The sequence below is a fragment of the Actinomadura syzygii genome (assembly GCF_008085905.1).
Taxonomy (GTDB): domain Bacteria; phylum Actinomycetota; class Actinomycetes; order Streptosporangiales; family Streptosporangiaceae; genus Spirillospora; species Spirillospora syzygii.
Window position 1 is genome coordinate 472,705 of the sequence record NZ_VSFF01000009.1, and the last position, 25,414, is coordinate 498,118.

Sequence of the window (25,414 nt, forward strand, 5' to 3'; positions counted from 1 at the left end):
CGCGGCGGCTAGAGCATGACCCGGCCTCCGGCCACGTCGACCGTGAGGCCGGTCAGCCAGCCCGCCTGCGCCGACGCGAGGAACAGCGCGGCGCCCGCGACGTCGCGCGTCTCCCCGATCCGCCCGAGCGGGTGGGACGCGGCGACCGCCTCCTGCACCTCGGGCGACATGTACCGGTCGGTGCGCTCGGTGCGGATCGTGCCGGGCGCGACGCAGTTGACGCGGACGCCGTCCGCCCCGACCTCGGCGGCGACGTGCCTGGTCAGCGCCTGGACGCCCGCCTTCGCCGCCTCGTAGGCGACCGGCGCGCCCCACGGGTTGCCGAGTTCGCGTCCGCCGCCGCCCGGCAGGTTCGTCGGGAGCCGTCCGGCCGAGGACGACATCGTGACGATCGCGCCCGCCCGGCGTTCCTGCATGCCGGGCAGGAAGCCCTTGAGGGTGAGGAACGTCGCGGTGAGGTTTCCGTCGACGACCGACCGCCACTCCTCCTCGGTCATGGCGGCGGTCGGCCCGGGACGTGCGATGCCGCCTCCGGCGAACGCGCACAGCACACCCGCCGGGCCGAGCTCGTCCTCGATCCGCCGGCGCGCCGCCTCGATCGCGGCGAGGTCGGTGACGTCGGCGGCGACCCCGATCCCGCCGATCTCCTTGGCGACGCCGTCGAGGGCGGCCTGGTCGCGTCCGATGACGGCGACCCTCGCGCCCTCGGCGGCGAACGCGCGGGCGGTGTCGGCGCCGATTCCGCGCGAACCGCCGGTGACGACGACGACCGTCCCGCTGAGCTCGGGATACATGGCTTCTCCTCTGCGCTCTGCTGATGCCTGCCCACCTGCGCTTTCAGTCTGAGTGAGCGCTCACTCATTGTCAAACGGACGCCCCGGCGGGTTGGCCGCATCCGGCCATCGGGCGGCCGGGACCAATCAGATCGGGGCCGGGCCGCGAAGTAGTCGCGGGCATGGCGAAGACACCGGTCGATCCGGCGTCGCGGCAGACCTAGCCCAGCGCCACCGAGGCGCCGCCGCGACGGGAGTCCGGAGACCGGGAGGGGTATCCACGATGCCGACCGTTCGTCCGACCACTCATCCGACCGTGACGCGGATCGCCGCGCTGGTCGCCGCCGGGGGCCTGCTCCTCGCGGGCGGGTTCGCCGGGCTCGTGCCGCGGCAGAGCACCGCGTCCAGCCACCGCGAGGCGCCGCTCATCTCGGGGCAGCCGCAGTACGACAACACCGACGTGTACGCCTTCGTCAGTCCGGACAAGCCGGACACGACGACGCTCGTCGCCAACTTCATCCCGTTCGAGGACCCGGCGGGCGGGCCCAACTTCTACAAGTTCGCCCGCGACGCCCGCTACGACTTCAACGTCGACAACGACGGCGACGCGCAGCCGGACCTCATCTACCGGTTCGAGTTCAACGACTTCCTGAAGAACGGCAACACCTTCCTCTACAACACCGGGCCGGTGACGAGCCTGGACGATCCCGACCTCAACTTCACCCAGACCTATGACCTGACGTTGATCCGGCAGAAGGAGGGCAAGGTCACCGGCGTCAGCAAGCTGGCCGACAACGCGCCCGTCGCGCCGTCCAACGTCGGCAAGGCGTCCATGCCGAACTACCCGGTGCTGCGCCAGCAGGCGATCAAGCAGCTCGGGAACGGGGCGACCGCGTTCGCCGGGCAGGCCGACGACTCCTTCTTCATCGACCTCCAGATCTTCAACCTGCTGTTCGGCGGGAACCTGAAGGAGGTCGGCGACGACACCGTCAGCGGCTACAACGTGAACACGCTGGCCGTCCAGGTGCCGACGAAGGACCTGGTCACCGGCCAGGACCCGGTGATCGGCGTCAACTCCACCGTGCAGCGGCAGACCGCGGGCGGGGACTGGACGCAGGTCTCGCGGCTCGGCAGCCCGCTGGTGAACGAGGTGGTCATCCCGCGCGGGAAGAAGGACACGTTCAACGCGTCCAACCCGTGGGCGGACGCGCAGTTCGCGCAGTTCGTCACCGATCCCGAGGTGCCGAAGCTGATCCAGCAGCTCTACAAGATCCCGGCGCCCGCGACGCCGCGCAAGGACCTCGTCCAGGCGTTCCTGACCGGCGTGCCGGGGCTGAACCAGCCGAAGAACGTGCGACCGGCCGAGCTGCTGCGGCTCAACACGTCGATCAAGCCGGCCGCGAAGCCGGACCGGCTCGGCGTCCTCGGCGGCGACGTCCAGGGCTTCCCGAACGGGCGGCGGCTCACCGACGACGTCACCGACATCATCCTCCAGGTCGCCGAGGGCGAACTGCTCGGCAACAAGAACGACCTCGGCGACGCGGTCAACGCCAACGACCTCCCCTTCGACAAGGCGTTCCCGTACGTCGCGGCTCCCCGATCCGGGACGGACGCCCGCGGCAAGACGCCGGGCGTCAAGACCTCCGGGCAGCGCACGGGCGCGAACGGCAAGCCGATGAGCTTCCTCAACGCCGGTGCGACGGAGAGCACGGCCGGTGACGCGGCCGGTGACGGTGACGGGTCCGCGCTGCTCGGCGCGCTGCCGGTCGCGGCGCTGGCGGGCGGCGCGACGTTCGTGCTGACCGGCGGGCTGCTGTGGTGGCGGCGCCGGAGCCCGGTGGCGGGACGGCGCGAGAGCTGATGCGCCGTCGTCCCCTGATCGCCGGGGCCTCGGCCGCCGGACTCGCCGTGGCGTTGACGCTCGGAGCGGCGGTGGCCCCCCACCGCCCCTCCGGAGTGCGCGCCACGGCCGGGTCCGGCGCCGGGGCTCCGGCCTCCGGCGTCGCGGGGCTGCAGGCGCGGCTCCGCGACCAGCCGCACGACGCCGCCGGATGGGCGTCGCTCGGCCTCGCGTACGTGGAGCAGGCCCGGGTCACCGGCGACACCACGTACTACCCGAAGGCCGACGGCGTGCTGCGGCGCTCCCTGAAGGAGGCGCCCGGCAACGACGGCGCGCTCGCCGGGCTCGGCGCGCTGGCGGCGGCCCGGCACGACTTCCACGGGGCGCTGCGGAACGCCGACGCGGCGCTCGCGGCGAACCCGTACGGGCAGCGGGCGGCGGCCGTCCGGGTGGACGCGCTGGTCGAGCTCGGCCGCTACCCCGAGGCGCTCGCGGCGGGACGGCGCGCGGACGCGGCCCGTCCGGGCATCCCGATCTTCACGCGGCTCGCGTACGTGCGGGAGCTGCGCGGCGAGGTGAAGGAGGCGCGCCGCGTGCTGGACCTGGCGCGGACCTCCGCGACCGACCGAGGCGACCTCGCCTACATCGCGACCGCGTCCGGCGAGATGTCCTGGAACGACGGCGACCTCGGACGGGCCGAGCGCGAATACGCGGAGGCGCTGCGCGCGTCGCCCGGCTCCGTGCCCGCGATGGCGGGCGCCGCACGCGTCCGCGCCGCGAAGGGCGACGTCGCGGGGGCGCTCGCCGGATGGGCGGAGATCGTCCGGCGGCTGCCGCTGCCGCAGTACCTGACCGAGTACGGCGAGCTGCTGGAGTCGGCCGGACGCCGCGCCGAGGCGGACCGCCAGTACGCCGTCGCGGAGACCTGGGCGCGGATCGCGAAGGCCGACGGGGTCGACGCCGACCTGGAGACCGCGTTGTTCGAGAGCGACCACGGCTCTCCGGCGGAGGCGCTGCGGGCGGCGAGGGCCGAGTACGGGCGGCGCTGCCCGGGGCCCGCCCGCGTGCGGCAGTGCAGCGTCCACGCGGCGGACGCGCTGGCCTGGGCCCTGCACCGCAACGGCAAGGACCGGGAGGCGCTCCGCTACGCCCGCCAGGCGACCGCGACCGGGTACCGCCGCGCCGAGTTCCGCTTCCACCTCGGCGTCATCGAGAAGGCCGCGGGCGACCGCGCCGCCGCCCGCCGCGACCTGGCCGACTCGCTGCGCCGCAACCCTCGGTTCTCCCCGCTGTGGGCGCCCCGCGCCAAGGCCGCCCTGGACGACCTCGGAGGCACCCCGTGATCACTCTCGCGCTCGCGGCCGGGCTCGCCGCCGCGCACCCGCTCGGCAACTTCACCGTGAACCACTACGACGGGCTCGTCGCGGCCCCGCACGAGCTGCGGATCGACCACGTCGAGGACCTGGCGGAGATCCCCGCCGCGCAGGCGCTGCCCGACCTGGACACCGACCACGACGGGCGTCCGTCCGGGGCCGAGCTGGCCGCCTGGGCCGCCGGGACGTGCCGCCGCGCCGCCTCGTCGTTCCAGGTCACCGTGGACGGGCGGGCGGTGGTCGCGACCGTCCGGGCGGCGTCGGCGACGGCGCCGTCCGGGCAGGCGGGGCTGCCGACGCTGCGCGCCGAATGCCGCATCACCGCCCCGGCCGGACCCGGCGCGATCTCCTTCCGGACCGGCGAGGCCGACGGACGGGTCGGCTGGCGCGAGGTCACCGCGCAGGGCGACCGGATGACGCTGACCTCGTCGGACGTGCCCGCCGCCTCGCGCAGCCGACGCCTCACCGCCTATCCGGGCGACATGCTCGCCTCGCCGCTCTCCCAGCGGTCGGCGACGTTCACGGCGCGGGACGGCGGGCCGCCGCTCGCCGCGCCCGCCGCCGGGCCCGAGCGCTTCCTGCCGCGCGGGACGGACGGCCTGACGCAGCGGTTCACGTCCCTGGTCGCGAGGCACGACCTCACGCCGGGCTTCGCGCTGCTCGCGTTCCTGGTCGCGCTGGCGCTCGGCGCGCTGCACGCCCTCGCGCCCGGCCACGGCAAGACGATCATGGCCGCGCACGCCATCGGGTCGGGACGGCGGCGGATCCGGGACGTCCTCACCCTCGGGCTGACCGTCACCGTGACGCACACCGCCGGGGTGTTCGCGCTCGGGCTGCTCGTCACGTCCGGGACGCTCCTCGCCCCGGACACGGTGTTCCCCTGGCTCGGCGCGGCGGGCGGCGTCCTCGTGACCGCGGCGGGCGCGGTCCTCCTCCGCCGCGCCCTCCGCGCCCGCCACCAGCACGCTCATGGCCACGGCCACGGCCACGGCCACGGCCACGGGCACGGCCACGGGCACGGCCACGGGCATGGGCATTCGCATGCGCCGCCGCGGCGGGGCGGAGTCGTCCTTATGGGGCTCGCGGGCGGGATGGTGCCGAGCCCGTCGGCGGTGGTGGTGCTGGTCGGCGGCGCGGCGATCGGACGCGCGTGGTTCGGGGTCGTGCTCGTCCTCGCGTACGGGCTCGGGCTCGCGGTGTCGCTGGTGTCGGTCGGCGTGCTGGTGGCCGGGTCCGGGCGCGTCCTGGCGCGGCGGGTCACGGCGGGACGGCGGCCGGCGGCCGGGCGGCGCATTCCGGCCATCCGGAGGTGGGTTCCGTCCGGAATGATGCCTATCGGGTCGTCCGCGACGGTCGTCGTCCTCGGGGTCGGCCTGACGCTGCGCAGCCTCGTCCTGTGACCCCCGATCCCCGGCGGGCCGTGGTGTGCGGTGGTCGGACGACCCACCGAGGGGAGCGCGGCATGCCATCGGAGACGGGACCGCCGGAACCCGGCGGCGCGCCCGAGCACGACGCGGACGCGCTGCTCGGCCGCGTGGCGCGCGGCGACGAGCGGGCGTTCGAGCGGCTGTACGACGTGGCGGCGGCGCCGGTGCACGGGCTCGCCCGCCGGGTCGTCCGCGATCCGGCGCTGGCGGAGGAGGTGACGCAGGAGGTCATGATCGAGGTGTGGCGGTCGGCGGCGCGCTTCGACCCGGCGCGCGGGTCCGCGCTGGCCTGGATCATGACGATCGCGCACCGCCGGGCCGTGGACCGGGTGCGGCGCGAGCAGAGCGCCGGGGACCGGGAGGCGCGGACCGCCGCCGGGCCCGGAGCCGCGCACGACCCCGTGGGCGAGCGGGTGGAGGCGCGGCTGGAGCACGAGCGCGTCCGGCGCTGCCTGCGGACGCTCACCCGGCTCCAGCGCGAGACCGTGACGCTCGCCTACTACGCGGGGCATTCTTTCCGTGAGGTCGCCGAACTCGTCGGCGCGCCGCCGAACACGGTGCGGACCCGGATGCGCGACGGCCTCATCCGCCTGCGCGACTGCCTGGGGGTCGAGCGATGAACGAGGACCTGCACACCCTCACCGGCGCCTACGCGGTGGACGCGATCGACGACCCCGGCGAGCGCGCCCGCTTCGAGGCGCACCTCGCCGGATGCGAGCCGTGCGCGACGGAACTGCGCGAGTTCCAGGCGACGGCGGCACGACTCGGCATGGCGGTCGCCGAACCACCCCCACCGGCCCTCCGCGCCCACGTCCTGGCCACCATCCGCAACGTCCCACAGACCCCCCGAAACCCGGCAGACCACGCCAAGCCCGGACGGGTGCCCCCCGCCCCGGCGGGCCCCGCGGAGGGCCGGGTGGCGGGGCGGCGGGCGGACTCGCGTCCGCGGCCGGGCTCGCGGCGGTGGCGGCGCGGGGTCGCCGCCGGGCTGGTCGCCGCCGCGTGCCTGGTCACGGCGGCGTCCGTCACTCAGGTCGTCCGGGAACGGCAGCGGGTGGAGCGTGCCGAGGCCGCGTACCGGGACGTCGCGTCCGTGCTGTCCGCGCCCGACGCCCGCGCCGCGACGGGACGCGCCACCGGCGGCGGGACGGTCACCGTCGTCGCGTCCACATCGCGCGGCAGGGTGGTCGTCGCGTCCTCCGGACTGAGAACGCTGCCGCCGTCGCGGACCTACCAACTCTGGCTGATCGGCGCGGACGGCCCCCGCTCAGCAGGGCTCCTGCCCGCCGACCGAAGCCGCCCCGTCGTCGCCGGAGACTGGCGCCCGACCGACAGACTCGGCCTCACCGTCGAACCGGCCGGCGGCTCGGCCCAACCGACGTCAACGCCGCTAGTGCTGCTCATGCCCGCCTGACCCGTTGGCTCAGGCTTGCGCGGGCGGCGCGTCGCCGCGGCCCCTTGTCGTCGGTCTGACGAGATGTGATCATAGGGGACGTGTCGGTGAACGTTCCACTCGGTCCGCTGCTCGATCCCGCCTTCCACATCGGCGATGTCCCGACGACGTGGGCGGAGCTGCTCGGCTTCGCGACGGGCGCGGTCAACGTATGGCTCGTCGTCCGGCAGAACATCTGGAACTGGCCGGTCGGGATCGCGAACGTGATCCTGCTCGGCCTCGTGTTCCTGGACGGCGGCCTGTACGCCGACTCCGGGCTCCAGATCGTCTACGTCGCGCTCCAGCTCTACGGCTGGTGGGTGTGGCTGTACGGCGGGGACGGCCGCGACCGGCTCCCGGTGCGGCGCACCCGAGCGGGCGAGTGGGCGACGCTCGCCATCGCGGGCGCCGCCGGGACGGCCCTGCTGACCTGGGCCCTCTCCGCCTGGACCGACTCGACCGTCCCCTTCTGGGACGCCCTCACCACCGCGATCTCCCTGACGGCGACGTACGGGCAGTCGCGCAAGCTGCTGGAGTCGTGGTGGCTGTGGATCGCCGCCGACCTCGTCTACATCCCCCTCTACTTCTACAAGGACCTGAAACTGACCAGCGCGTTGTACGTCGTGTTCCTGGCGCTGTGCGTGTCCGGCCTGCTGGCGTGGCGGCGCGACCTGCGCTCCCGAGGCGTGCCCGGCCCGGCGGTCCAACCCGCGTGAGGTACGCGCACGGGCTGGTGATCGGCAAGTTCTACCCGCCGCACGCCGGGCACCGCCACCTGATCGACACGGCCGCCGCGGCGTGCGACCACGTGACCGTGGTCGTCGCGGCGTCGAGTGTGGAGAGCGTCCCGCTGCCGCTGCGGACGGCCTGGTTGCGCGAGGCGCACCCGCAGCCGCACGTGGAGATCGTCCCGGTGGTGGACGACACGGAGATCGACTACGGGTCGGACGAGATCTGGTCGGCGCACGTCGCGGCGTTCCGGTCGGGCGTCGCGACGCGGTCGGGTCTCGGCGTGTCCGTCCCGCCCGTCGACGCGGTGTTCAGCTCCGAGGAGTACGGCCCTGAACTGGCGAAACGGCTCTCGGCCGAGCATGTCCCGGTTGATCCGGCGCGGGGCCGGTTCCCGGTGAGCGGCACCGCCGTCCGGGACGATCCCGTGGCGCACTGGGAGTTCCTCGCGCCGCCCGTCCGCGCGTACCTGGCGCGCCGGGTCGTCGTGGTGGGCGCCGAGTCGACCGGGACGACGACGCTCGCCCGCGCCCTCGCCGCGCACTACGCGAGCCGGGGCGGGGTCTGGGCGGCGACCCGCTGGGTGCCGGAGTACGGCCGGACGTTCACCGAGGAGAAGCTCGCCGCCGCCCGCCGCGCCGCGCGCGACCCGTCCCTGTGGCTGGACGACCTGACCTGGGAACCGGCCGACTTCGTCCACATCGCCGAACACCACGCGATCATGGAGGACGCCGCAGCCCGCTCGGGCTCGCCGCTGCTCGTCTGCGACACCGACGCCTTCGCCACGGCCCTCTGGCACGAGCGCTACCTGGGCGGTCCCGCGCCCGCGGTGGAGGCCGTCCACGAGCGGAACCCGCACCACCTGTGGATCCTCACCGCACCGGACGGCGTCCCCTTCGAACAGGACGGCTGGCGAGACGGCGCATCCATCCGCTCCTGGATGTCAGCCCGCTTCGAGGAAGAACTCGAACAACGGTCCCTCCCCCACATCAAGGTGAAGGGCCCCCACGATCAACGCCTGGCAGCCGCCCTCACCGCCACCGAAGCCCTCCTGACCAACCCCTGGCCCTTCACCACCCCCCTGACCTCCTAGCCCACAAAACCCCCGCGCACTCGACCACCCGAGCACCCGGCCCCACTCACACGACCCTACTCACACGGCCCCCCGAGTGCCCGCTCGTCTGACCCTGCTCATTCGGTAACGCGGCCATCCGCTCCCCGGGTAGCCCGGTCATCCGCCCCCCTGTGACCAGGTCATGCGGTCAGCCGAGCCAGACCATCCCCGTGATGCGGAACTCTTGGATGTCGGCGAGTACGACATAGTCGAAGAACAGGGAGGTTCCGCCGACCACCATGCGGTACGCGACACCGGCGTCGTCCAGCGCGTCGCCCGGTGGCCGGTCTCCCGATCCGATCGCCGTTCCGGCCGCGAACGCGAAGTCGCAGAAGAACTTGATCACTTCGTTCTTGAGTGCGGTGGGCATGGACTCCAGAACGTCGGACGCCTCCTTCACGCAGAAGACCGTCCAACCGCTTCTGCCAGCGGTCACGTGGCGTTTTCCTCCGGGAGCCACCGGCGCTTGAGCTCGTCCAGGGAGACCAGCTCGCTCCTGTCCGCGGTCAGGGCCCAGCGGCGGCGCTCCTCGCGGTAGGGATCCTGGGCGAGGTGGGCCTCGGCCCACCAGCTGTCCATGACCCGCTCGTAGTCGTCCTCTTCCTTGGCGGCCAGGACCGCCTCAAGGAACGCGGCGCGCTTCTCCTCCGTCAGCCAGTCGCCGATGCCCTTGATCGTCCGTGGCACCCGGTGGACCTGGCCTGGCAGGAGGGGCTCTACCGGTTGTGCGCTCATGTCGCTCCCGTCTCGCTCGTCGGTCCCCGCTCACCCGTGCATGGCGAGAATACAACGCCCCGCCGACAGGACGGCGGGGCTTTTCCGGAGGGCGCGGCATATTGATTTGCGTCGACATATGAAGACACAAAGTCGTCGGGTATAGATCGGCTCAATATGGACATGTTCGATAGTCGAAAGGGAAATATCTCGCTATTCGCCATTCAGGCGCGGAAGGCGCGATGAGGGCGAAGGGTCATTGGGCCGCCTCGTGTTCGTCGGCGGCAGAGGAATCGGTGTCGGCTGGGCGGTCCAGGCGGAAGAGGTTCTCGTCGATGCGGTCCAGGGCGAGTCGGACGGCGCCGAGGCCCACCGACTCGTCTCCCAGCTCGGACGCCTCGATCCGGACCGGGCTCGGGCACAGCGGCGCGACCCGCCTGCGCAGCTCGGCGACCAGCGCGTCCCCGGTCCTGATCAGCGGCCCGCCGAGCACCACCATCTCGGGATCGAGGACGAGCGCCATCGCCGCGATTCCGCGCGCCATCCGGGCGGCGAGCCGCTGGACCGCGTCCCGGGCGGCGGGGACGCCGCGGGCCGCGTCCGCCAGCACGCGTTCGGCCTGCTCGAACAGCGGGCCCGGGTCGGCGTCCGGGACCAGCGCGGCGGTGGTGTCGCGCAGGCCGAGTTCGGGCAGCATGCCGATCTCCCCGGCCGCGCCCCAGCGGCCCCGGTGCAGGCGTCCGCCGAGGAGCGCGCCCATGCCGGTGTGCAGCGCGGCGTGGACGCAGACGACGTCGTCGGCGTCGCGGGCGGCGCCGCGCCAGCGCTCGGCCAGCGCGGCGAGGTTGGCGTCGTTCTCCACGAGGACCGGGCAGGGGAACGAGCGGCCGAGTTCGCGGGCGAGGCGCACGCCCGTCCAGCCGGGGATGACGGTGCAGGAGGTGACCGTCCCGTCCGGCGCGACGACGCCCGGGGTCCCGGCGGCGACCGCCCACAGCGTCCGCCGTTCGACGGAAGCGTCCCGCAGCCCGGCCTTCACCGCCGCGCGCACTGCGGCGATCCGTTCGCGCGGCGGGGCCTGCTCCGCCAGCACGGCGACGTGGCCGCCGACGACCGCGCCGGTCAGGTCGGCGACGACGACCCGCACGCGGCGCGCGTCGATGTCGACGCCGAGCGCGTGCCCGGCGCGGGCGCGGAAGCGGTAGCGGCGGGCGGGGCGGCCGAGCCCCGCGCCGGGACGCGGCGCGTCCTCCGCGACGAGGCCGCGCTCCATCAGCTCGCCGAGCACGCCCTCGGTGGTGGGCCTGGACAGCCCGACCCGCGCGGCCAGCTCGGACAGCGTGCCCTCGCCGCCGTCGCGGAGCTCGCGCAGCGTCGCGGCGGAGTTGAGGCGGCGGAGCATCGAGGGGTCGCCCCCGTGCAGGGAGTGTGGCGTCACGGCACCTCTTGGACAGCGATCCGGCGGACGACGCCCATTATTCCAAGGCCACTTATGAAAGACACTTGCATAACTATGCGGCGACGGTCCGGCGCGGCGGCGTCCGGCCAGGATAGCGAGGTCGGGACGCCGCCGCCGTCCGCTGCGAACGGGCGGCCGCGGGCGCATTGGAACGGTACGGTCATCGAGTCTCAAGCCTGGATCATTCCGGAGAATTCCCCGCGAAAGGTGCGATGCCGTCATGACGACCAGGTCCCTGCGGGGCGGCGCCGCCGCGCTGTCCCTCGGCCTGCTGCTGAGCGGCTGCGGCGGCTCGTCCGGCTCCCCGGCGGGGGCCGACGGGCGCGGGACGATCACGGTCGCCACCGGCAAGGACCTGACGCGGACCGTCCCGAAGCTGGTCGACGCGTGGAACCGCGCGCACCCGAAGGAGAAGGTCAGGCTCGTCGAGCTGCCGGAGGACGGCGACCAGGCGCGGCGGCAGCTCGTCCAGAACATGCGGATCAAGTCGCATGCGTATGACGTCGTCCGGCTCGACGCGGTCTGGACGGCGGAGTTCGCCGCGCACCGCTGGATCCCGCCCCTGCCGGACGGCCTCCTGGACACCGCCTCGATCGTCCCCGCCGCGCTCGCCACCGGCCAATACCGGGGCAGGCTCTACGCGGCTCCGTGGCTGACCGGCACCGGCGTCCTGTACTACCGGAAAGACCTGCTCGCCGAAGCCGGGATCGCGTACCCGCCGACGACATGGGACGAACTGCGCGCCGACTGCGCGAGAGTCCAGCGGAAGGCGAAGGGCGTCGACTGTTACGCGGGCCAATACAGCGAATACGAGGGTCTGACGGTGAATTACGCCGAGGCCGTCCAGTCGGCGGGCGGCGAGGTGTTCGACTCGTCCGGGAGGCCGCAGGTGACCAGCCCGCAGGCCAAGGCCGGTCTCCGCTTCCTCGTGGACGGCTTCGAGAACGGCACGATCCCGAAGAAGGCCCTCACGTTCAAGGAGGAAGAGGGCCGCCGCGCATTCCAGGAGGGTCACCTCGTCTTTCACCGGAACTGGGCGTACGTGTACGCGCTCGCGTCCGCGGATTCCAAGGTGGCGGGCAAGCTCGGCGTCGCGCCCATTCCAGGAGAGGACGGCCCCGGCTCCGGGACGCTGGGCGGCGACAACCTGGCGGTATCGGCGTTCTCCGAGCACCAGGCCACCGCCCGCGACTTCATCGCCTACATCGTCAGCGCTCCGGTACAGCGGCAGTACGCGCGCGCCCAGTCGTTCCCGCTTTCCCTGGCCGCGCTCTACCGCGACCCCGAAATGGTCAAGCTGTATCCCTACCTGCCCACCCTGAGACAGGGCATGGAGAAGGCCAGGCCCCGTCCGGTGGTCGTTCGCTACAACGAGGTGAGCAACGCCGTCCAGAAACACGTCACCGACGCCATCACCGGCAAGAGAACGGTTGACCAGGCTGCGGCCGACCTTCAGCAGGCTCTCTCCGCCCTGACCAGGTGAGCGTCGTCGCCTGACCCGACCGATCAATAGTTGAGGCCGTAGTCGAACGGGAACAGCGGCTTCTTCCCGTCGCCCTTGTTGATCGGCTCCTGGCCGTTGTCGCGCATCCACGTCACAGGCAGGCGCCCGGTCGGGGCGGTCTCGCCGTACAGGACGTCGGCCACGCCCGCCCCCTCCGTGCCGGGTAGCCAGGCCGCGACCAGCGCGTCCCATCCCGGAAGCTGGGCGGCCACGTCCAGCGGACGTCCCGACACGAGCACGACGATCACCGGGATCTCGGCGGCGCGGAGCCGGTCGATGGTCTTCAGGTCCTCCGGGTCCAGGCGGAGGCCGTCCGGACGGTCGCCGTGGTATTCGGCGTACGGCTTCTCCCCCACGACGGCGATCGCCGCGTCATAGGAGCCGTCCACACCGGCGCCGTCCTTTTCGTAGGTGATGTTGTCCGGCGTTTGCGCGACCTGGCGGATTCCGTCGAGGATCGTCGTCCCCTTGGTGATCGGGCCCGGCTTGCCCTGCCAGGTGATCGTCCATCCGCCGGACTGCATGCCGATGTCGTTCGCGCTCCGCCCGGCCACGAAGACCTTGTCGTCATCGTCCAAGGGCAAGGTGCTGTTCTGGTTCTTCAACACGACCTGCGACTTCGCGACCGCCTGCCGGGCCAGCGCGCGATGCGCGGCGCTGCCGACCGTCGTCATGTACGACCGGTTCGCCATCGGGTGCTCGAACAATCCCAGCTCGAATTTCTTCGTGAGGATCCGGCGGTTGGCGTCGTCGATGCGGGACATCGGGACCCTGCCGCCGTTCACGGCGTCCCGCAGATGGTCGATGAACTTGCGCCATTCCGTCGACACCATGGCCATGTCGATCCCGGCGTTGACGGCCGCGACGACGTCGTCCTCGGTGAAACCGGGCGTGTCGTCGAGCCGGTCGATGCCGTTGTAGTCGGAGACGACGAACCCGCCGAATCCCAGCTCGCCTTTCAGCACATCAGTGATCAGGTACCGGTTCTGGTGCATCTTCAGGCCGTTCCACGAACTGTAGGAGACCATCACCGAGCCGACCCCGCGCCGCACCGCCTCCCGGAACGGCGGCAGATGGACGGCGCGCAGCTCCGCCTCCGTGATCAGCGCGTCGCCCCGGTCCTCGCCGCCCGCCGTCCCGCCGTCCGCCACGAAGTGCTTCGCCGTCGCGAGGACGCGCGCGGGCCCGCCCTGCAGCCCGTCGACCAGCGTCGTCATCATCGCGGGCAGTTCCGGCGCCTCGCCGAACGACTCGTAGGTCCGGCCCCAGCGGTCGTCGCGGGCCACGCACACGCAGGGTGCGAAGTCCCAGTTCACGCCGGTGCCCGCCAACTCCTCGGCGGTAGCCGCGCCGATCCTGCGGACCAGCTCCGGATCGCGGGACGCGCCGAGCCCGATGTTGTGCGGGAAGATCGTCGCGTGCTGGAGCGTGTTGTGGCCGTGCACCGCGTCCACCCCGTACAGGATCGGGACGCGCAGCGGCGCGGCGAGCGCGGCCCGCTGGTACCCGTCGACCATGTCCGCCCAGCTCTGCGGCGTGTTCGGGGACGGCGCCGACCCGCCGCTCGACAGCACCGCGCCGATCCGGTACCGCGTGACGTCGTCGGTCGTGACGTACTTGCGCTCGGGCTGCGTCATCTGGCCGAGCTTGTCGTCCAGGCTCATCCGGGCCAGCAGATCCCTGACCCGGTCCGCGATCGGGAGCCGCGGATCGAGATACGGCGCCGGAGCCGGCTGCGCCCGCGCGGGAACGCCGCAGACGGCCAAGGCGACCACCGCCGCGAGCCCGGACGCCAGCAGAGCCTTCACGGCGGAACCACGCATACAACTGGCTTTTCCCAGGGCCGATCAAAATCAATGCAATCGGATTCCAGCCCTTGGGCAATATCTACCCCCGAAAGGGCCCCCGATCGGGATCGAACCGACACCTCCAGGACCACAACCTGGCGTGCAGACCACTACACCACGAAGGCCGTGTCTCCGGCAGGATTCGAACCTGCGTCCTCCGGGTCCGCAACCCGGCGCGCTCTCCACTGCGCCACGGAGACCTGCGTGCTGAGCGCAGGAATCGAACCTGCCTGCCGCGGCTTATGAGACCGCTGGACGCACCAGCGTCCCTGCTCAGCGCGGAGAGTGCGAGATTCGAACTCGCGCAGGGACGACCCTGGCCACGGCTCAGCACGCCGCCGCCTTCCCACTCGGCCAACTCTCCGGGAAAACAAAAACCGCCCGCGATCAGCGGGCGGTCGGCGACGGGACGCGCGATTCACGTCCCTCGACGGCACCCGAGATCAGAACGACGGCTGTGCATTCGATGACGACGCATATCCCCTGCCCTTCCGATCCCGTTTCGGCTACGTCCCTCATTCTGCCGGGCCCGGCTACGCCCCGGCAAACCATTTACCGGTGCCCCGCCGACGGATGCGGCACGCGGGGCCCCGCGCCACCGACCCGCATGCTCCAGGATACCCCAGAGGGTATTTGCCATCGCTTCCCTCCCTCGGCTACCGTGACGACTATACCCCCTGGGGTATCCGACGGAGGAGGTCCAGTGATCGAGATCGTTGCGATGGACACGCCGTCGCTCGGCGACCGCAGCTACCTGGTGACGGACGGGACGGTCGCGTTCGTCGTCGACCCGCAGCGCGACATCGACCGGATGCTCGCGGCGGCCCGCGAGCGGTGCGTGCGGATCGTGGACGTGTTCGAGACACACGTCCACAACGACTACGTGACCGGCGGCCTGGCGCTGGCCCGCGCCACCGGCGCCGCGTACCACCTCAACGCCGCCGATCCGGTGGCCTTCGCGCACGACCCGGTCGGCGACGGCGACGTGATCGAGGTGGGGACGGAGATGCGCGTGCGGGCCCTCGCCACGCCGGGCCACACGTTCACGCACCTGTCCTACGTGCTGGACGCGCCCGGACGGCCGCCCGCCGTGTTCACCGGCGGGTCGCTGCTGTACGGGACGTCCGGGCGGCCCGACCTGCTCGGGGCGGAGCACGCCTCCGAGCTGGCGGCGGCGCAGTACGGCTCGGCGCACCGGCTGGCGGACGAGCTGCCCGACGAAGCCGAGATCTTCCCGACCCACGGGTTCGGCAGCTTCTGCTCGGCCACCCAGTCGCAGGCCGCGTCCTCGACCATCGGACGGGAACGGCGCGGCAACCCGGTCCTGACCCTGGACGAGGCGGCGTACGTGGAATCGCTCCTCGCCGGGCTCGACGCCCACCCCGCCTACTACGCCCACATGGAGCCGATCAACACCGCCGGGCCGCAGGCGCCCGACCTGTCGCCGCCGCGCCGCGCCGACGCGGCCGAGCTGCGCCGCCGCATCCAGGACGGCGAATGGGTCGTCGACCTGCGCTCCCGGACGGCGTTCGCCGCCGGTCACATGGCCGGAACGCTCAACTTCGGGCTGGACGGAAGCCTCGCCACCTACCTGGGCTGGCTCATCCCGTGGGGAACGCCGCTGACCCTGCTCGGCCGGACGGCCGACGACGTGGCGGCCGCCCAGCGGGAGCTGGTGCGCATCGGCGTCGACCGGCCCGCCGCGTCCGCCACCGGCGGGCCGGAGCAGTGGGCGGGCGCCGAGGAACTCGCGAGCCACCAGGTCGCCTCGTTCGCCGACCTGGCCGCCGTGCGGCACCACCGCCCGGTCACGGTCCTGGACGTCCGCCGCGATGCGGAATGGGACGAGTCGCACGTCGAAGGCGCCGTCCACGTCCCGCTGCACGACCTGCCCGCCCGCCTCGGCCAGGTTCCGCCCGGCGAGGTGTGGGTGCACTGCGGCACCGGATACCGGGCGTCCACCGCCGCCTCACTGCTGGCCGCCGCCGGGCGCCGCGTCGTGGTCGTCGACGACGAGTACGGCTCCGCCGCCCGGACCGGACTGGCCATCGTGTGCTGACCGGTCACGGCCGCGCCACCCGCGTGACCCGCGCGGCCCCGCCCGCCCCGGTCTCGGACCCGGCCCGCACCGGGCCCGGGACCGGCCTGACGCCGACACCCCGTTCGAGGTGAAACCCAGATGACCACCCTCCCCGCCACCGTCGAGACCGCGGACCTGCGCGAGCGCCTCGCCGCGCCGGACGCCCCGCGGATCCTGGACGTCCGCACGCCGGGCGAGTTCGCCGCGGCGCACATCCCCGGCTCCTACAACGTCCCGCTCGACACCCTCCGCGAGCATCGTGCCGACCTGCGCGCCCATCTGGACGAGATCGTCCTGGTCTGCCGGAGCGGCAACCGCGCGGCGCGGGCCGAGCGCGTCCTCGCCGCGGACGGGACGACCGGCGCGCACGTCCTGACCGGCGGGATCGTCGCCTGGGAGGCGGCGGGCGCACCGCTCGACCGGGGCCGGGCCCGCTGGGACCTGGAGCGGCAGGTCCGCCTGGTCGCCGGGGTCCTCGTGCTGGTCGGCGTGCTCGGCGCGCTGGCCGTTCCCCCGCTGGTGTGGCTGGCCGCCGCCATCGGCGTCGGGCTGACCGCGGCCGCGCTGACCGGCACCTGCCTGATGGGGATGCTGCTGGCCCGCCTGCCGTTCAACCGCGCGCCGGTCTGCGACGCCGCCGGAGTGGCCGCCCTGCTGCGGGACCGGGCGCCGCGATGACGCTCGCGCTCACCTTGGCCGCCGCGCTGGCGATCGGGGCCTCGCTCGGCCTGCTCGGCGGCGGGGGCTCCATCCTCACCGTCCCGCTCCTCGTGTACGTGGCGGGCGTGGACACGAAGCAGGCCATCGCGATGTCGCTGTTCGTCGTGGGCGCGAGCGCACTGGCCGGGGTGCTGCCGCACGCCCGCGCCGGACGGGTCCGCTGGCGCACCGGGCTGCTGTTCGGCGCCGCCGGGATGGCCGGCGCCTACGGCGGGGGACGCCTCGCCGCCTACCTTCCGGCCGGGGCGCTGCTGGCCGCGTTCGCCGTCATGATGGCCGTCACCGCCGCCGCGATGCTGCGCCGCCGCGACCGGGACGACGCCCCGGCGGACCGGCCCGCCGGACGGCCGGTCGCCCGGATCGTCCTCGAAGGCGTCTCGGTCGGGCTGGTCACCGGGCTGGTCGGGGCGGGCGGCGGGTTCCTCGTCGTGCCCGCCCTGGTGCTGCTCGGCGGCCTCTCGATGCCCGCGGCCGTCGGCACCTCGCTGCTGGTCATCGCGATGAAGTCGTTCGCGGGCCTGGCCGGGTACCTGCACGGCGTCCAACTGGACTGGAGGCTCACCCTGGCGGTCACCGCCGCGGCCGTCCTCGGGGGCGTCCCGGGATCGCGGCTCGCCGGACGGGTCGACCCCGCGCGGCTGCGCCGCGCCTTCGGATGGTTCGTCCTGGTCATGGCCGCGTTCGTGCTCGCCGGACAGGCGCCGCCCGAGGCCCGGCACGTCCTGACCGCGATTCCCGGCACCGGGACGGCGCTCGTCGTCGCCACGCTGGCGGTCGGCGCCGTGGCGGTGCTGGGCGGCAGGCCGTGCAAGGCGCCCCTTCGCGCCGCTCCGCCCCGACGGTGTTGGCGGCACTGGCTGGACGTGGGAATATCAGCCGTCCGACGTGCGTCTGGATACCCATAGGGGTATATCTGGGACGGCGCGGCCGAGCGCCCCGAGAAGGCGCGCGAGAACGCGGGCACCGAGCAGGCCGAGATCGACCGCGCCCAACTGGAGAAACCGTTCCTGGCCCTCGCTTGAACGCGCGCCCGGCCTTCTTAGCCGCTGGTCCCGCTCTCCAGGATGGAAACGATGGAGAACAGCGAGAAACAGATGCTGCCGAGCCCCACCAGAACGCGGGCCGCGACCAGCACCGCGGAATCCGCCGACTCGAAGAGGAACGTCGACAGGTACAGGCACAGCAAGGCCGTACCGACCGGAATCAGCGGAACCCGATTCGCCAAAGGCGCTTCTCGCCGCCAGACGAGCGCGAGCAGCAGCACCTTGCTGAGAATGCTCCAGCAGATGAACCCCAGCCCGATCAGCACGTAAAGGGCGGCCAGTTGGGACGAGCGGGTGTGCACGGAGAGGACGATCAGAGCCCACGCGATCCCGATGGCTCCCAGGACGGCGGCCGCGCCGGGCCAGAGGACGCGCTCCCGCGGCGTGTAGGTGTTCTGGATCTGCCGCAGAATGCTGGCCACCAGCCCGATGAGGCATGTGCAGACGAGCGCGAGGCCGATCATCACGTGCGCGGCGGTGAAGCGTCCCGCCGAGTCCCCGCCTCCCCCGCCCGCCAGCAGCAGAAAGGCCCACGCCCAGGTGGCCAGGGCCGCGAGGACCGGGAGCGTCGACAGGATCCGCACGGTGGACGGGCCGAACGGCGCCGGTGAAAGCGGCGGCGACCCTTCCGGCAGCGCCGAATTCTCGCTGATGAGAAGGAACCGCGTCGAGACCGTGGCGACGCACGAGACGCACACGCAGACCATGCCGACACCGAAGATCACATGTCCGGCGACGAAATCGGGCGGCGATCGCGGGGTCCTGGCGAGGAGGTAGAGCCCGTAACCCGTGGCGACACCGCTGACCGCGAATCCGAAAACCGGGTAGAGCACCCGGTCCAGCGCGGTGTAGCGGCCGATGAGCTGCCTGATGATCGTGGCGGCGGTGGCGAACAGGCAGAGGCAGATCGCCGCCAGGAATATGAGCACCAGTCCGGCGACACGTGCGCTCGGCCCGGCGGAATGCCCGAGTACGTATCCCCCCAGCGCGGCTGAGACGGCGCCCATGACCACGGGTATCGCGCGGAACAGAAGGCTGATCTTGTAGTTCACCGAGCCCCCGGAGGGACGGCGTCGGAGTCCGTCATCGTGCCGGTCCTTTCACACATCAGATGACGGCGATGCAGAGGACGGCGACCGCGATCGATACGGCGGCCAGCAGCGGCAGCCACGTTCGGACGGCGGACTCTCCCGCCTCCGGAGCCGCTCCCCCGCCGGTTCGCCGTGCCCGGAGGGCGACGTGCCGGACACCGCCCGCCACCGGCCCTGCCAGGCATGCCACTGCGATCAGGACGATGCCGCCCGCCCAGTCCCCGCTCCCCAGCCGGAAGAGGATCTGCGCGCCCATCAGGACGGCCGCGCACAGCCAGAACAGCGGCGGCGGGCGGCGCATCGGTCAGTCCCTCCCGGCCCGGGAACCGCCCTGGGTGAGATAGGCGTCGGCCAAGTCGGTGCCGAGATGCGGATGGTGCAGGTCGAACGCGGGACGCTCCGAGCGGATCGCCGGAATGGAGTTGAAGTTGTGCCGGGGCGGCGGGCAGGACGTCACCCATTCCAGGGAGTTCCCGGTTCCCCACGGGTCGTTCGACTCCACTCTCTTCCCCGTTCTCCACGTCACATAGACGTTGAAAAGGAACGGCAGCGTAGACGCACCGAGGACGAAGGAGAAGATCGAGGACACGTGGTTCAACGGCTCGAAGATATCGGCGTAGTCGGCGTACCGCCGGGGCATGCCCCAGGCGCCGAGCCAGTGCTGGACGAGGAACGTGCCGTGGAACCCGATGAACAGCAGCCAGAAGTGGATTTTCGCCAGCCTCTCGTCGAGCAGTTTCCCCGTGAACTTCGGCCACCAGAAGTAGAAACCCGCGTACATGCTGAACACCACGGTCCCGAAGACCACGTAGTGGAAGTGCGCGACGACGAAGTAGGTGTCGGAGAGCTGGAAGTCCATGGGCGGGGACGCCAGGATCACGCCGGTCAGCCCGCCGAAGAGGAACGTCACGAGGAACCCCACGGCGAAGAGCATCGGCGCCTCGAAGGTGAGCTGGCCGCGCCACATCGTCCCGACCCAGTTGAAGAACTTCACCCCGGTCGGAACCGCGATGAGGAACGACATGAAGGAGAAGAACGGCAGCAGCACCTGGCCGGTGACGAACATGTGGTGCGCCCACACGGTGATCGACAGCCCGGCGATCGCGATCGTCGCGAACACCAGGCCGATATAGCCGAAGAGCGGTTTTCGGCTGAACACCGGAATGATCTCACTGATGATGCCGAAGAACGGCAGCGCGATGATATAGACCTCGGGATGGCCGAAGAACCAGAACAGATGCTGCCACAGCAGCGTGCCGCCGTTCGCGCCGTCGAAGATGTGCGCGCCGAGTTTCCGGTCGGCCTCCAGCGCCGCGAGCGCGCCCGCGAGCACCGGGAAGGCCAGCAGGATCAGAATGGAGGTCAGTAGAACGTTCCAGGTGAACAACGACATTCGGAACATCGTCATCCCGGGCGCGCGCATGCACAGGATGGTGGTGATGAAGTTGACCGCGCCGAGAATGGTGCCGACGCCCGAAAGCACCAGGCCCGTCACCCACAGGTCGCCGCCGATACCGGGCGACCGGACCGGGTCGGAAAGCGTGGCATAGGCCGTCCAGCCGAAACCGGCCGCCCCGTTCGGGGTGAGGAACCCGCTCACGGCGACGATCCCGCCGAACAGGTAGAGCCAGTACGAGATCATGTTCAGCCGCGGGAACGCCACGTCCGGCGCGCCGAGCTGCAGCGGCATGATCGCGTTGGCGAACCCGGCGAACAGCGGCGTCGCGAACAGCAGCAGCATGATCGTGCCGTGCATGGTGAACAGCTGGTTGAACTGCTCGTTGCTCATCAATTGGAGGCCGGGCCGCAGCAGCTCGGCGCGGATCGCCAGCGCGAGCAGCCCGCCGAACATGAAGAAGCAGAACGAGGTGATCAGGTACATGTACCCGATCACCTTGTGGTCGGTGGACGAGAGCCAGGACGCGATGATGCGCCCCTTGGACGTCCTCGGCCGGGCGATCCGCGGCGCCGGCGACCGCTGTTCGAGCATGCTCACGGGCCGCTCCGGCGGCCGACCGGAATTTTGGCCATAACGGCGCGCGCGAGACGCGGCCCGGCCGACAGGTTCGCCATCTATTGATCATCGCGAGCCTCTTGATATCGCCAGACCGCCGAGCACCAAAATGCGGGTAATATTCATCTCCGCATGCCGTGTCGTCCCCGGCGAGATCATCACCGCGCAATGAACAAGTCAAGGTTGCGGAGCATTGCGTTTTTTCGCCCGGCGCGAGTGAACATAGTCGGCTGGAATGCTCCGCCCCGGCGGCTGGGACTCATCGTGGGGACCGGAGGGAGCGGCGACCGGAAGGTCTGGAATGTCCACGGGCTTGAACACGGGCGCTTCAGCGTGGCTGATGACCAGCACCGCCATGGTGCTGCTGATGACCCCCGGCCTGGCCTTCTTCTACGGCGGAATGGTCCGCGCGAAGAACCTCCTCACCATGCTCTACATGAGCTTCATCTGCATCAGCCTGGTCACCGTCGTGTGGTTCCTCTACGGCTACGGCATCGCCTTCGGCCGCGACGCGGGCGGCCTCGGGCTGATCGGCTGGGGCGACTGGCGGCTCGGCCACGTCGGCCCGGACGCCCTGCAGGGCGTGATCCCGAAGCAGCTCTACGCCTGCTTCCAGCTCACCTTCGCCATCATCACCGTCGCGCTCATCAGCGGCTCCATCGCCGGGCGCGCCCGGTTCGGCCCGTGGATGCTGTTCGCCACCCTGTGGACCACGATCGTCTACCTGCCCATCGCGCACTGGGTGTTCGCCTCCAGCGGCTGGCTCAACAAGTGGGGCGTGATGGACTTCGCGGGCGGCCTCGTCGTCGAACTCAACTCCGGCATCTCCGGCCTCGCGCTGGCGCTCGTCCTCGGACGCGGCGTGGAGTTCCGGCGCGGGCACGGGCCGCGGCCGGGGAACGTCCCGTTCGTCCTGCTCGGGCTCGGGCTGCTGTGGTTCGGCTGGTTCGGGTTCAACGCCGGGTCCGCGCTCAGCGACGGCGCCCTCGCCACCCGCGCCTTCGTCTCCACCATGATCGCCGGCTGCGCGGGCATGCTCACCTGGCGGCTCATCGAGTGGCTGCGCTTCCGGCACCTGACCCGGCTCGGCTCCGCGTCCGGCGCGCTGGCCGGGCTGGTCGCGATCACCCCGTCCTGCGCCTTCGTCAGCGTAGAGGGGGCCTTCGCCATCGGCGTCATCGCCGCCGCCGTCTGCACCTACGCCGTCGAACTGAAACTCGTCGCCGGATACGACGACACCCTCGACGTCACCGGCATCCACGGCGCGGGCGGCATCGTCGGCATCCTGTCGCTCGGGTTCCTCGCCACCGGCTGGGACCAGGGCTCGGCGGGCCTGTTCTACGGCGGCTCGGTCACCGTCCTCGGCAAGCAGGCCGTCGGCGTCCTGGCCGTGGGCGCCTACGCCTTCACCGCCACCTACCTCATCGGCACGATCGTCGACCGGTTCACCCGCATGCGCATGACCGACGAGGAGCAGGCCCTCGGCACCGACGCCCACTTCACCGAAGGCTGACAGGGGGATCATGATGCGACGAGCATTGTCGGCGCTTGCCCGGATCAACGTCGCTCGGGAACGCGGGAACGCATGAACGAGTCGCCCGCGCAGCGCCTTCACCATTTCTACCGGCGCGAGCGCGCCGAGGCCGCCGCGCTGCGGTCGCGCAAGGCCAAGCCCGCGCCACCGGCGCTCGCCCCGCGCGTCCTGATGGAGGTCGCCGGGGGCGGTGCGGTCGGCGCGGTCGCGAGGTACCTGCTCACGAAGGCGATCCCCGCGTCCGCGTCGGGGATCCCGTGGAACACCTTCACCGTGAACATCCTCGGCTGCCTCGCCATGGGGCTGCTGACGACGTACCTGCTCACCGGCAGGCCGCACCCGCTGGCCCGGCCGTTCGCGGTCACCGGCTACCTCGGCGGCTTCACCACGTTCTCGCACCTCATCGACGGCATCTACACCCTCGGCGACCACGGGAAGCCGGGCCTCGGGATCGGCTACGCGGTCATGAGCGTCGTCGTCGGCTGGATCGCGGTCGCCGTCGGCCTCGTCCTCGGGCGCAAGATCCCGCACCACAACTCGGAATCGGCATGACCACCTTCGTGGCGGTCCTTCTGGTCTTCGCGGGCGGGGCCGTCGGCGCGGTGCTCCGCTACGTCATGGACGGCTACGTCAAATCCCTCGCCGGAACGTCCTTTCCGTGGGGGACGCTCACCGTCAACGTCATCGGCGCCGCGCTTCTCGGCGCCCTGCACGGCGCGGGGACCGACACCGACATCGAGGCGCTGCTCGGCACCGGCCTGTGCGGCGCGCTGACGACGTTCAGCACCTTCGAGCTCGACACCGTCCACCTGATCCAGGACCGCGAGTACGGCCGGGTCGCCGCGAACGCGATCGGCAGCCTCGCCCTCGGCTTCCTCGCGTTCATCGCGCTGCACGCCCTCACCGCCCACTTCTCCTGATCCGGCGGGGCGTCCAGCGCGTCGCGATGAGCGTTCAGGTGAGGAAGAACAGGCGGTTGAGGGGTAGTTCGGTGGCCGGTTCGATGTGGGCGGGCTCGCCGTTCACCGAGACCTTGTAGGTCTCCGGGTCGACCGCGATGTCGGCCAGCGTCGAGTTGCGGACCATGTGCCGCTTGTCGACCGTCCGGCACTGGCGGATCGGACGGATGAGCCGCTGCAGGCCGAGCCGCTCGGGCACCCCGGCCTCGATCCCGGCCTGGGACATGAAGGTCACGCACGTGTTCGACAGCGCGCCGGCGTGCGCGCCGAACGTGGGCCGGTAGTAGACGGGCTGCGGGGTCGGCAGGGACGCGTTCGGGTCGCCCATCTGGAACCAGCTGATCATGCCGCCCTTGACCACCATGAAGGGCTTGGCGCCGAAGGAGTGCGGCTGCCACAGCACCACGTCGGCGAGCTTGCCGTCCTCCAGCGAGCCGATCTCGTCCGCCATGCCGCTGGCCCGCGCCGGGTTGATGGTGACCTTCGCCAGGTAGCGCAGGACGCGGAAGTTGTCGTTGCGGGACGAGTCCTCCGGAAGGGCGCCCCGCTTGTCCTTGTTGTGGTGCGCGATCTGGAAGGCGCGGGTGACCGACTCGCCGACCCGGCCCATCGCCTGGGAGTCCGACCCGATGATGCTGATGATGCCGAGGTCGTGCAGCACGGTCTCGCCCGAGATCGTCTCGGCGCGGACCCGGCTGTCGGCGAACGCCACGTCCTCGGGCACGTCGTAGCTGAGGTGGTGGCAGACCATCGTCATGTCGAGCAGCTCGTCGACCGAGTTGGTCGTGTAGGGCAGGGTCGGATTGGTGGAGGCGGGGAGGACGTTGGGCTCCCCGGTGATCCGCAGGATGTCGGGGGCGTGTCCGCCGCCCGCGCCCTCGGAGTGGTAGGTGTGGATGGCGCGGCCGTTGATCGTGTTGATCGTGTCCTCGACGAAGCCCGCCTCGTTGAGGGTGTCGGTGTGGATGGCGATCTGGATGTCGTAGACGTCGGCGACCGAGAGCGCGGCGTCGATGACGGCGGGGGTCGTCCCCCAGTCCTCGTGGACCTTCAGCCCGGACGCGCCGGCGCGGATCTGCTCCTCCAGCGCCGCGGGAAGGCTGCTGTTGCCCTTCCCGTACACCGCGACGTTGATGGGGATGTCCTCGTACGCCTGGAGGATGCGGGCGAGGTTCCACGGGCCGGGCGTGGACGTCACGCCCCGGCTGCCGTCCGCGGGGCCGGTGCCGCCGCCGACCAGGGTGGTGATCCCGTTGCTCAGCGCGTGCTGCGCCTGCTCCGGCGCGAGGAAGTGCACGTGGGTGTCGATCGCGCCGGGCGTGGCCACGAGGTTCTCCCCGGAGATCACCTCGGTGTCCGCGCTGATGATGAGCCGCCGGTCCACGCCGTTCTGGGTGTGCGGGTTGCCGGACTTGCCGATCCCGACGATCCGGCCGTCCTTGATGCCGATGTCGCCCTTGACGATGCCGATGATCGGGTCCATGACGACGGCGTTGGTGATCACCACGTCCAGGGCGACCCTGCTGGACGACGCGGGGTCGGCCGCCATGCCGTCACGGGCGGTCTTTCCGCCGCCGTACTGGGTCTCGTCGCCGTAGTGCCCCTCGCTGTGGTCCTTTTCCACCTCGACGATCAGATTCGTGTCCCCGAGATGGAAGCGATCCCCCACCGTCGGGCCGTACATAGAGGCGTATTTCTGGCGACTGATGGATGTCATTCAATTTCACCTTCCTGGCGAAGTTCATCTCGCTCGTTCATTGC

23 protein-coding genes and 4 tRNA genes are annotated in these 25,414 nt (G+C 71.7%); 14 read left to right on the forward strand and 13 right to left on the reverse strand.

What is annotated here, in order from left to right; translation table 11 throughout:
* Positions 1-8: 8 nt before the first annotated feature.
* Complete coding sequence (locus FXF65_RS24985) at positions 9-794, reverse strand: SDR family NAD(P)-dependent oxidoreductase (protein WP_148352438.1); 786 nt, start codon at positions 792-794, stop codon at positions 9-11.
* Between the two features lie 262 nt (positions 795-1,056).
* On the opposite strand from FXF65_RS24985, the gene FXF65_RS24990 reads away from it, so the two are divergent.
* The 7 genes from FXF65_RS24990 to FXF65_RS25020 all read left to right on the forward strand — a co-directional run bounded on the left by FXF65_RS24990 (position 1,057) and on the right by FXF65_RS25020 (position 8,667).
* A complete protein-coding gene (locus FXF65_RS24990) occupies positions 1,057-2,634 on the forward strand; it encodes a DUF4331 domain-containing protein (protein WP_148352439.1) in 1,578 nt (525 codons plus the stop codon).
* Positions 2,634-3,956 carry a tetratricopeptide repeat protein gene (locus FXF65_RS24995; protein ID WP_148352440.1) on the forward strand — a complete coding sequence of 441 codons (1,323 nt, stop codon included), beginning with the start codon at positions 2,634-2,636 and terminating at the stop codon, positions 3,954-3,956. The genes FXF65_RS24990 and FXF65_RS24995 overlap by 1 nt, the downstream gene beginning before the upstream one ends.
* Positions 3,953-5,386 carry a High-affinity nickel-transporter gene (locus FXF65_RS25000; protein ID WP_222868723.1) on the forward strand — a complete coding sequence of 478 codons (1,434 nt, stop codon included), beginning with the start codon at positions 3,953-3,955 and terminating at the stop codon, positions 5,384-5,386. Before FXF65_RS24995 ends, FXF65_RS25000 begins: the two co-directional genes overlap by 4 nt.
* 62 nt (positions 5,387-5,448) lie before the next feature.
* Complete coding sequence (sigK, locus tag FXF65_RS25005) at positions 5,449-6,033, forward strand: ECF RNA polymerase sigma factor SigK (protein WP_148352441.1); 585 nt, start codon at positions 5,449-5,451, stop codon at positions 6,031-6,033.
* Positions 6,030-6,827, forward strand: coding sequence for an anti-sigma factor (locus FXF65_RS25010; protein ID WP_148352442.1), 798 nt, complete (start codon positions 6,030-6,032; stop codon positions 6,825-6,827). The genes sigK and FXF65_RS25010 overlap by 4 nt, the downstream gene beginning before the upstream one ends.
* A gap of 86 nt (positions 6,828-6,913) precedes the next feature.
* The gene (pnuC, locus tag FXF65_RS25015) at positions 6,914-7,561 is read left to right on the forward strand and encodes a nicotinamide riboside transporter PnuC (RefSeq protein WP_246199069.1); all 648 of its coding nucleotides are present in this window, start codon (positions 6,914-6,916) and stop codon (positions 7,559-7,561) included.
* Complete coding sequence (locus FXF65_RS25020) at positions 7,558-8,667, forward strand: AAA family ATPase (RefSeq protein ID WP_148352444.1); 1,110 nt, start codon at positions 7,558-7,560, stop codon at positions 8,665-8,667. The genes pnuC and FXF65_RS25020 overlap by 4 nt, the downstream gene beginning before the upstream one ends.
* 169 nt (positions 8,668-8,836) lie before the next feature.
* Here FXF65_RS25020 and FXF65_RS25025 read toward each other — a convergent pair whose 3' ends face one another.
* The 3 genes from FXF65_RS25025 to FXF65_RS25035 all read right to left on the reverse strand — a co-directional run bounded on the left by FXF65_RS25025 (position 8,837) and on the right by FXF65_RS25035 (position 10,840).
* A complete protein-coding gene (locus FXF65_RS25025; protein ID WP_148352445.1) occupies positions 8,837-9,124 on the reverse strand; it encodes a hypothetical protein in 288 nt (95 codons plus the stop codon).
* Positions 9,121-9,423, reverse strand: a complete 303-nt coding sequence (locus FXF65_RS25030) for a hypothetical protein (RefSeq protein ID WP_148352446.1) — start codon at positions 9,421-9,423, stop codon at positions 9,121-9,123. The genes FXF65_RS25025 and FXF65_RS25030 overlap by 4 nt, the downstream gene beginning before the upstream one ends.
* 235 nt (positions 9,424-9,658) lie before the next feature.
* Positions 9,659-10,840 (reverse strand): ROK family transcriptional regulator, encoded by a 1,182-nt coding sequence (locus FXF65_RS25035; RefSeq protein WP_222868724.1) that lies wholly within the window; start codon positions 10,838-10,840, stop codon positions 9,659-9,661.
* Between the two features lie 241 nt (positions 10,841-11,081).
* Between FXF65_RS25035 and FXF65_RS25040 the strand changes: the two genes are divergently transcribed.
* Complete coding sequence (locus FXF65_RS25040; protein WP_148352447.1) at positions 11,082-12,344, forward strand: ABC transporter substrate-binding protein; 1,263 nt, start codon at positions 11,082-11,084, stop codon at positions 12,342-12,344.
* 23 nt (positions 12,345-12,367) lie between these two features.
* Here the strand turns inward: FXF65_RS25040 and FXF65_RS25045 are convergent, their stop codons facing one another.
* From FXF65_RS25045 to FXF65_RS25065, 5 genes are all read right to left on the reverse strand, one after another.
* The gene (locus tag FXF65_RS25045; protein WP_246199070.1) at positions 12,368-14,173 is read right to left on the reverse strand and encodes a glycoside hydrolase family 3 protein; all 1,806 of its coding nucleotides are present in this window, start codon (positions 14,171-14,173) and stop codon (positions 12,368-12,370) included.
* A gap of 92 nt (positions 14,174-14,265) precedes the next feature.
* A tRNA-His gene (locus tag FXF65_RS25050) sits at positions 14,266-14,337 on the reverse strand.
* 2 nt (positions 14,338-14,339) lie between these two features.
* Positions 14,340-14,412 (reverse strand) — tRNA-Arg (locus tag FXF65_RS25055).
* 5 nt (positions 14,413-14,417) lie between these two features.
* Positions 14,418-14,490, reverse strand: a tRNA-Met gene (locus FXF65_RS25060).
* 1 nt (position 14,491) lies between these two features.
* Positions 14,492-14,576, reverse strand: a tRNA-Ser gene (locus tag FXF65_RS25065).
* Between the two features lie 339 nt (positions 14,577-14,915).
* Here FXF65_RS25065 and FXF65_RS25070 point away from each other — a divergent pair.
* The 3 genes from FXF65_RS25070 to FXF65_RS25080 all read left to right on the forward strand — a co-directional run bounded on the left by FXF65_RS25070 (position 14,916) and on the right by FXF65_RS25080 (position 17,917).
* Entirely contained in the window at positions 14,916-16,271 is a 1,356-nt protein-coding gene (locus tag FXF65_RS25070; protein WP_148352449.1) for an MBL fold metallo-hydrolase, read from the forward strand.
* A gap of 120 nt (positions 16,272-16,391) precedes the next feature.
* Positions 16,392-16,970, forward strand: a complete 579-nt coding sequence (locus FXF65_RS25075; RefSeq protein ID WP_148352450.1) for a rhodanese-like domain-containing protein — start codon at positions 16,392-16,394, stop codon at positions 16,968-16,970.
* On the forward strand, positions 16,967-17,917 hold the full coding sequence (locus tag FXF65_RS25080) for a sulfite exporter TauE/SafE family protein (protein WP_148352451.1): 951 nt from the start codon (positions 16,967-16,969) through the stop codon (positions 17,915-17,917). Before FXF65_RS25075 ends, FXF65_RS25080 begins: the two co-directional genes overlap by 4 nt.
* A 134-nt stretch (positions 17,918-18,051) precedes the next feature.
* Here FXF65_RS25080 and FXF65_RS25085 read toward each other — a convergent pair whose 3' ends face one another.
* Genes FXF65_RS25085 through ctaD form a run of 3 tightly spaced genes read right to left on the reverse strand, consistent with a single transcriptional unit; the run spans position 18,052 to position 21,136 of the window.
* Positions 18,052-19,107 carry a DUF2776 family protein gene (locus tag FXF65_RS25085; protein ID WP_187412488.1) on the reverse strand — a complete coding sequence of 352 codons (1,056 nt, stop codon included), beginning with the start codon at positions 19,105-19,107 and terminating at the stop codon, positions 18,052-18,054.
* Between the two features lie 55 nt (positions 19,108-19,162).
* Complete coding sequence (locus FXF65_RS25090) at positions 19,163-19,447, reverse strand: hypothetical protein (RefSeq protein ID WP_148352452.1); 285 nt, start codon at positions 19,445-19,447, stop codon at positions 19,163-19,165.
* 3 nt (positions 19,448-19,450) lie between these two features.
* On the reverse strand, positions 19,451-21,136 hold the full coding sequence (gene ctaD / locus FXF65_RS25095) for an aa3-type cytochrome oxidase subunit I (protein ID WP_148352542.1): 1,686 nt from the start codon (positions 21,134-21,136) through the stop codon (positions 19,451-19,453).
* A gap of 364 nt (positions 21,137-21,500) precedes the next feature.
* Here ctaD and FXF65_RS25100 point away from each other — a divergent pair, with 364 nt between their 5' ends.
* The 3 genes from FXF65_RS25100 (at position 21,501) to crcB (ending at position 23,614) form a co-directional block, all read left to right on the forward strand.
* Complete coding sequence (locus FXF65_RS25100; RefSeq protein ID WP_246199071.1) at positions 21,501-22,673, forward strand: ammonium transporter; 1,173 nt, start codon at positions 21,501-21,503, stop codon at positions 22,671-22,673.
* Positions 22,674-22,745: 72 nt separating this feature from the next.
* On the forward strand, positions 22,746-23,246 hold the full coding sequence (locus FXF65_RS25105; protein WP_148352454.1) for a fluoride efflux transporter FluC: 501 nt from the start codon (positions 22,746-22,748) through the stop codon (positions 23,244-23,246).
* Positions 23,243-23,614, forward strand: coding sequence for a fluoride efflux transporter CrcB (gene crcB / locus FXF65_RS25110; protein WP_246199072.1), 372 nt, complete (start codon positions 23,243-23,245; stop codon positions 23,612-23,614). Before FXF65_RS25105 ends, crcB begins: the two co-directional genes overlap by 4 nt.
* A gap of 34 nt (positions 23,615-23,648) precedes the next feature.
* Here the strand turns inward: crcB and ureC are convergent, their stop codons facing one another.
* Entirely contained in the window at positions 23,649-25,370 is a 1,722-nt protein-coding gene (gene ureC / locus FXF65_RS25115; protein WP_148352455.1) for an urease subunit alpha, read from the reverse strand.
* Positions 25,371-25,414: the final 44 nt, after the last annotated feature.

Coding starts and splice junctions, on each gene's coding strand:
- FXF65_RS24985 (WP_148352438.1), bottom strand. CDS start 794: ATGTATCCCGAGCTCAGCGGGACGGTCGTCGTCGTCACCGGCGGTTCG.
- FXF65_RS24990 (WP_148352439.1), top strand. CDS start 1,057: ATGCCGACCGTTCGTCCGACCACTCATCCGACCGTGACGCGGATCGCC.
- FXF65_RS24995 (WP_148352440.1), top strand. CDS start 2,634: ATGCGCCGTCGTCCCCTGATCGCCGGGGCCTCGGCCGCCGGACTCGCC.
- sigK (WP_148352441.1), top strand. CDS start 5,449: ATGCCATCGGAGACGGGACCGCCGGAACCCGGCGGCGCGCCCGAGCAC.
- FXF65_RS25010 (WP_148352442.1), top strand. CDS start 6,030: ATGAACGAGGACCTGCACACCCTCACCGGCGCCTACGCGGTGGACGCG.
- FXF65_RS25030 (WP_148352446.1), bottom strand. CDS start 9,423: ATGAGCGCACAACCGGTAGAGCCCCTCCTGCCAGGCCAGGTCCACCGG.
- FXF65_RS25040 (WP_148352447.1), top strand. CDS start 11,082: ATGACGACCAGGTCCCTGCGGGGCGGCGCCGCCGCGCTGTCCCTCGGC.
- FXF65_RS25075 (WP_148352450.1), top strand. CDS start 16,392: ATGACCACCCTCCCCGCCACCGTCGAGACCGCGGACCTGCGCGAGCGC.
- FXF65_RS25080 (WP_148352451.1), top strand. CDS start 16,967: ATGACGCTCGCGCTCACCTTGGCCGCCGCGCTGGCGATCGGGGCCTCG.
- FXF65_RS25090 (WP_148352452.1), bottom strand. CDS start 19,447: ATGCGCCGCCCGCCGCCGCTGTTCTGGCTGTGCGCGGCCGTCCTGATG.
- ctaD (WP_148352542.1), bottom strand. CDS start 21,136: ATGCTCGAACAGCGGTCGCCGGCGCCGCGGATCGCCCGGCCGAGGACG.
- FXF65_RS25100 (WP_246199071.1), top strand. CDS start 21,501: ATGACCAGCACCGCCATGGTGCTGCTGATGACCCCCGGCCTGGCCTTC.
- FXF65_RS25105 (WP_148352454.1), top strand. CDS start 22,746: ATGAACGAGTCGCCCGCGCAGCGCCTTCACCATTTCTACCGGCGCGAG.
- crcB (WP_246199072.1), top strand. CDS start 23,243: ATGACCACCTTCGTGGCGGTCCTTCTGGTCTTCGCGGGCGGGGCCGTC.
- ureC (WP_148352455.1), bottom strand. CDS start 25,370: ATGACATCCATCAGTCGCCAGAAATACGCCTCTATGTACGGCCCGACG.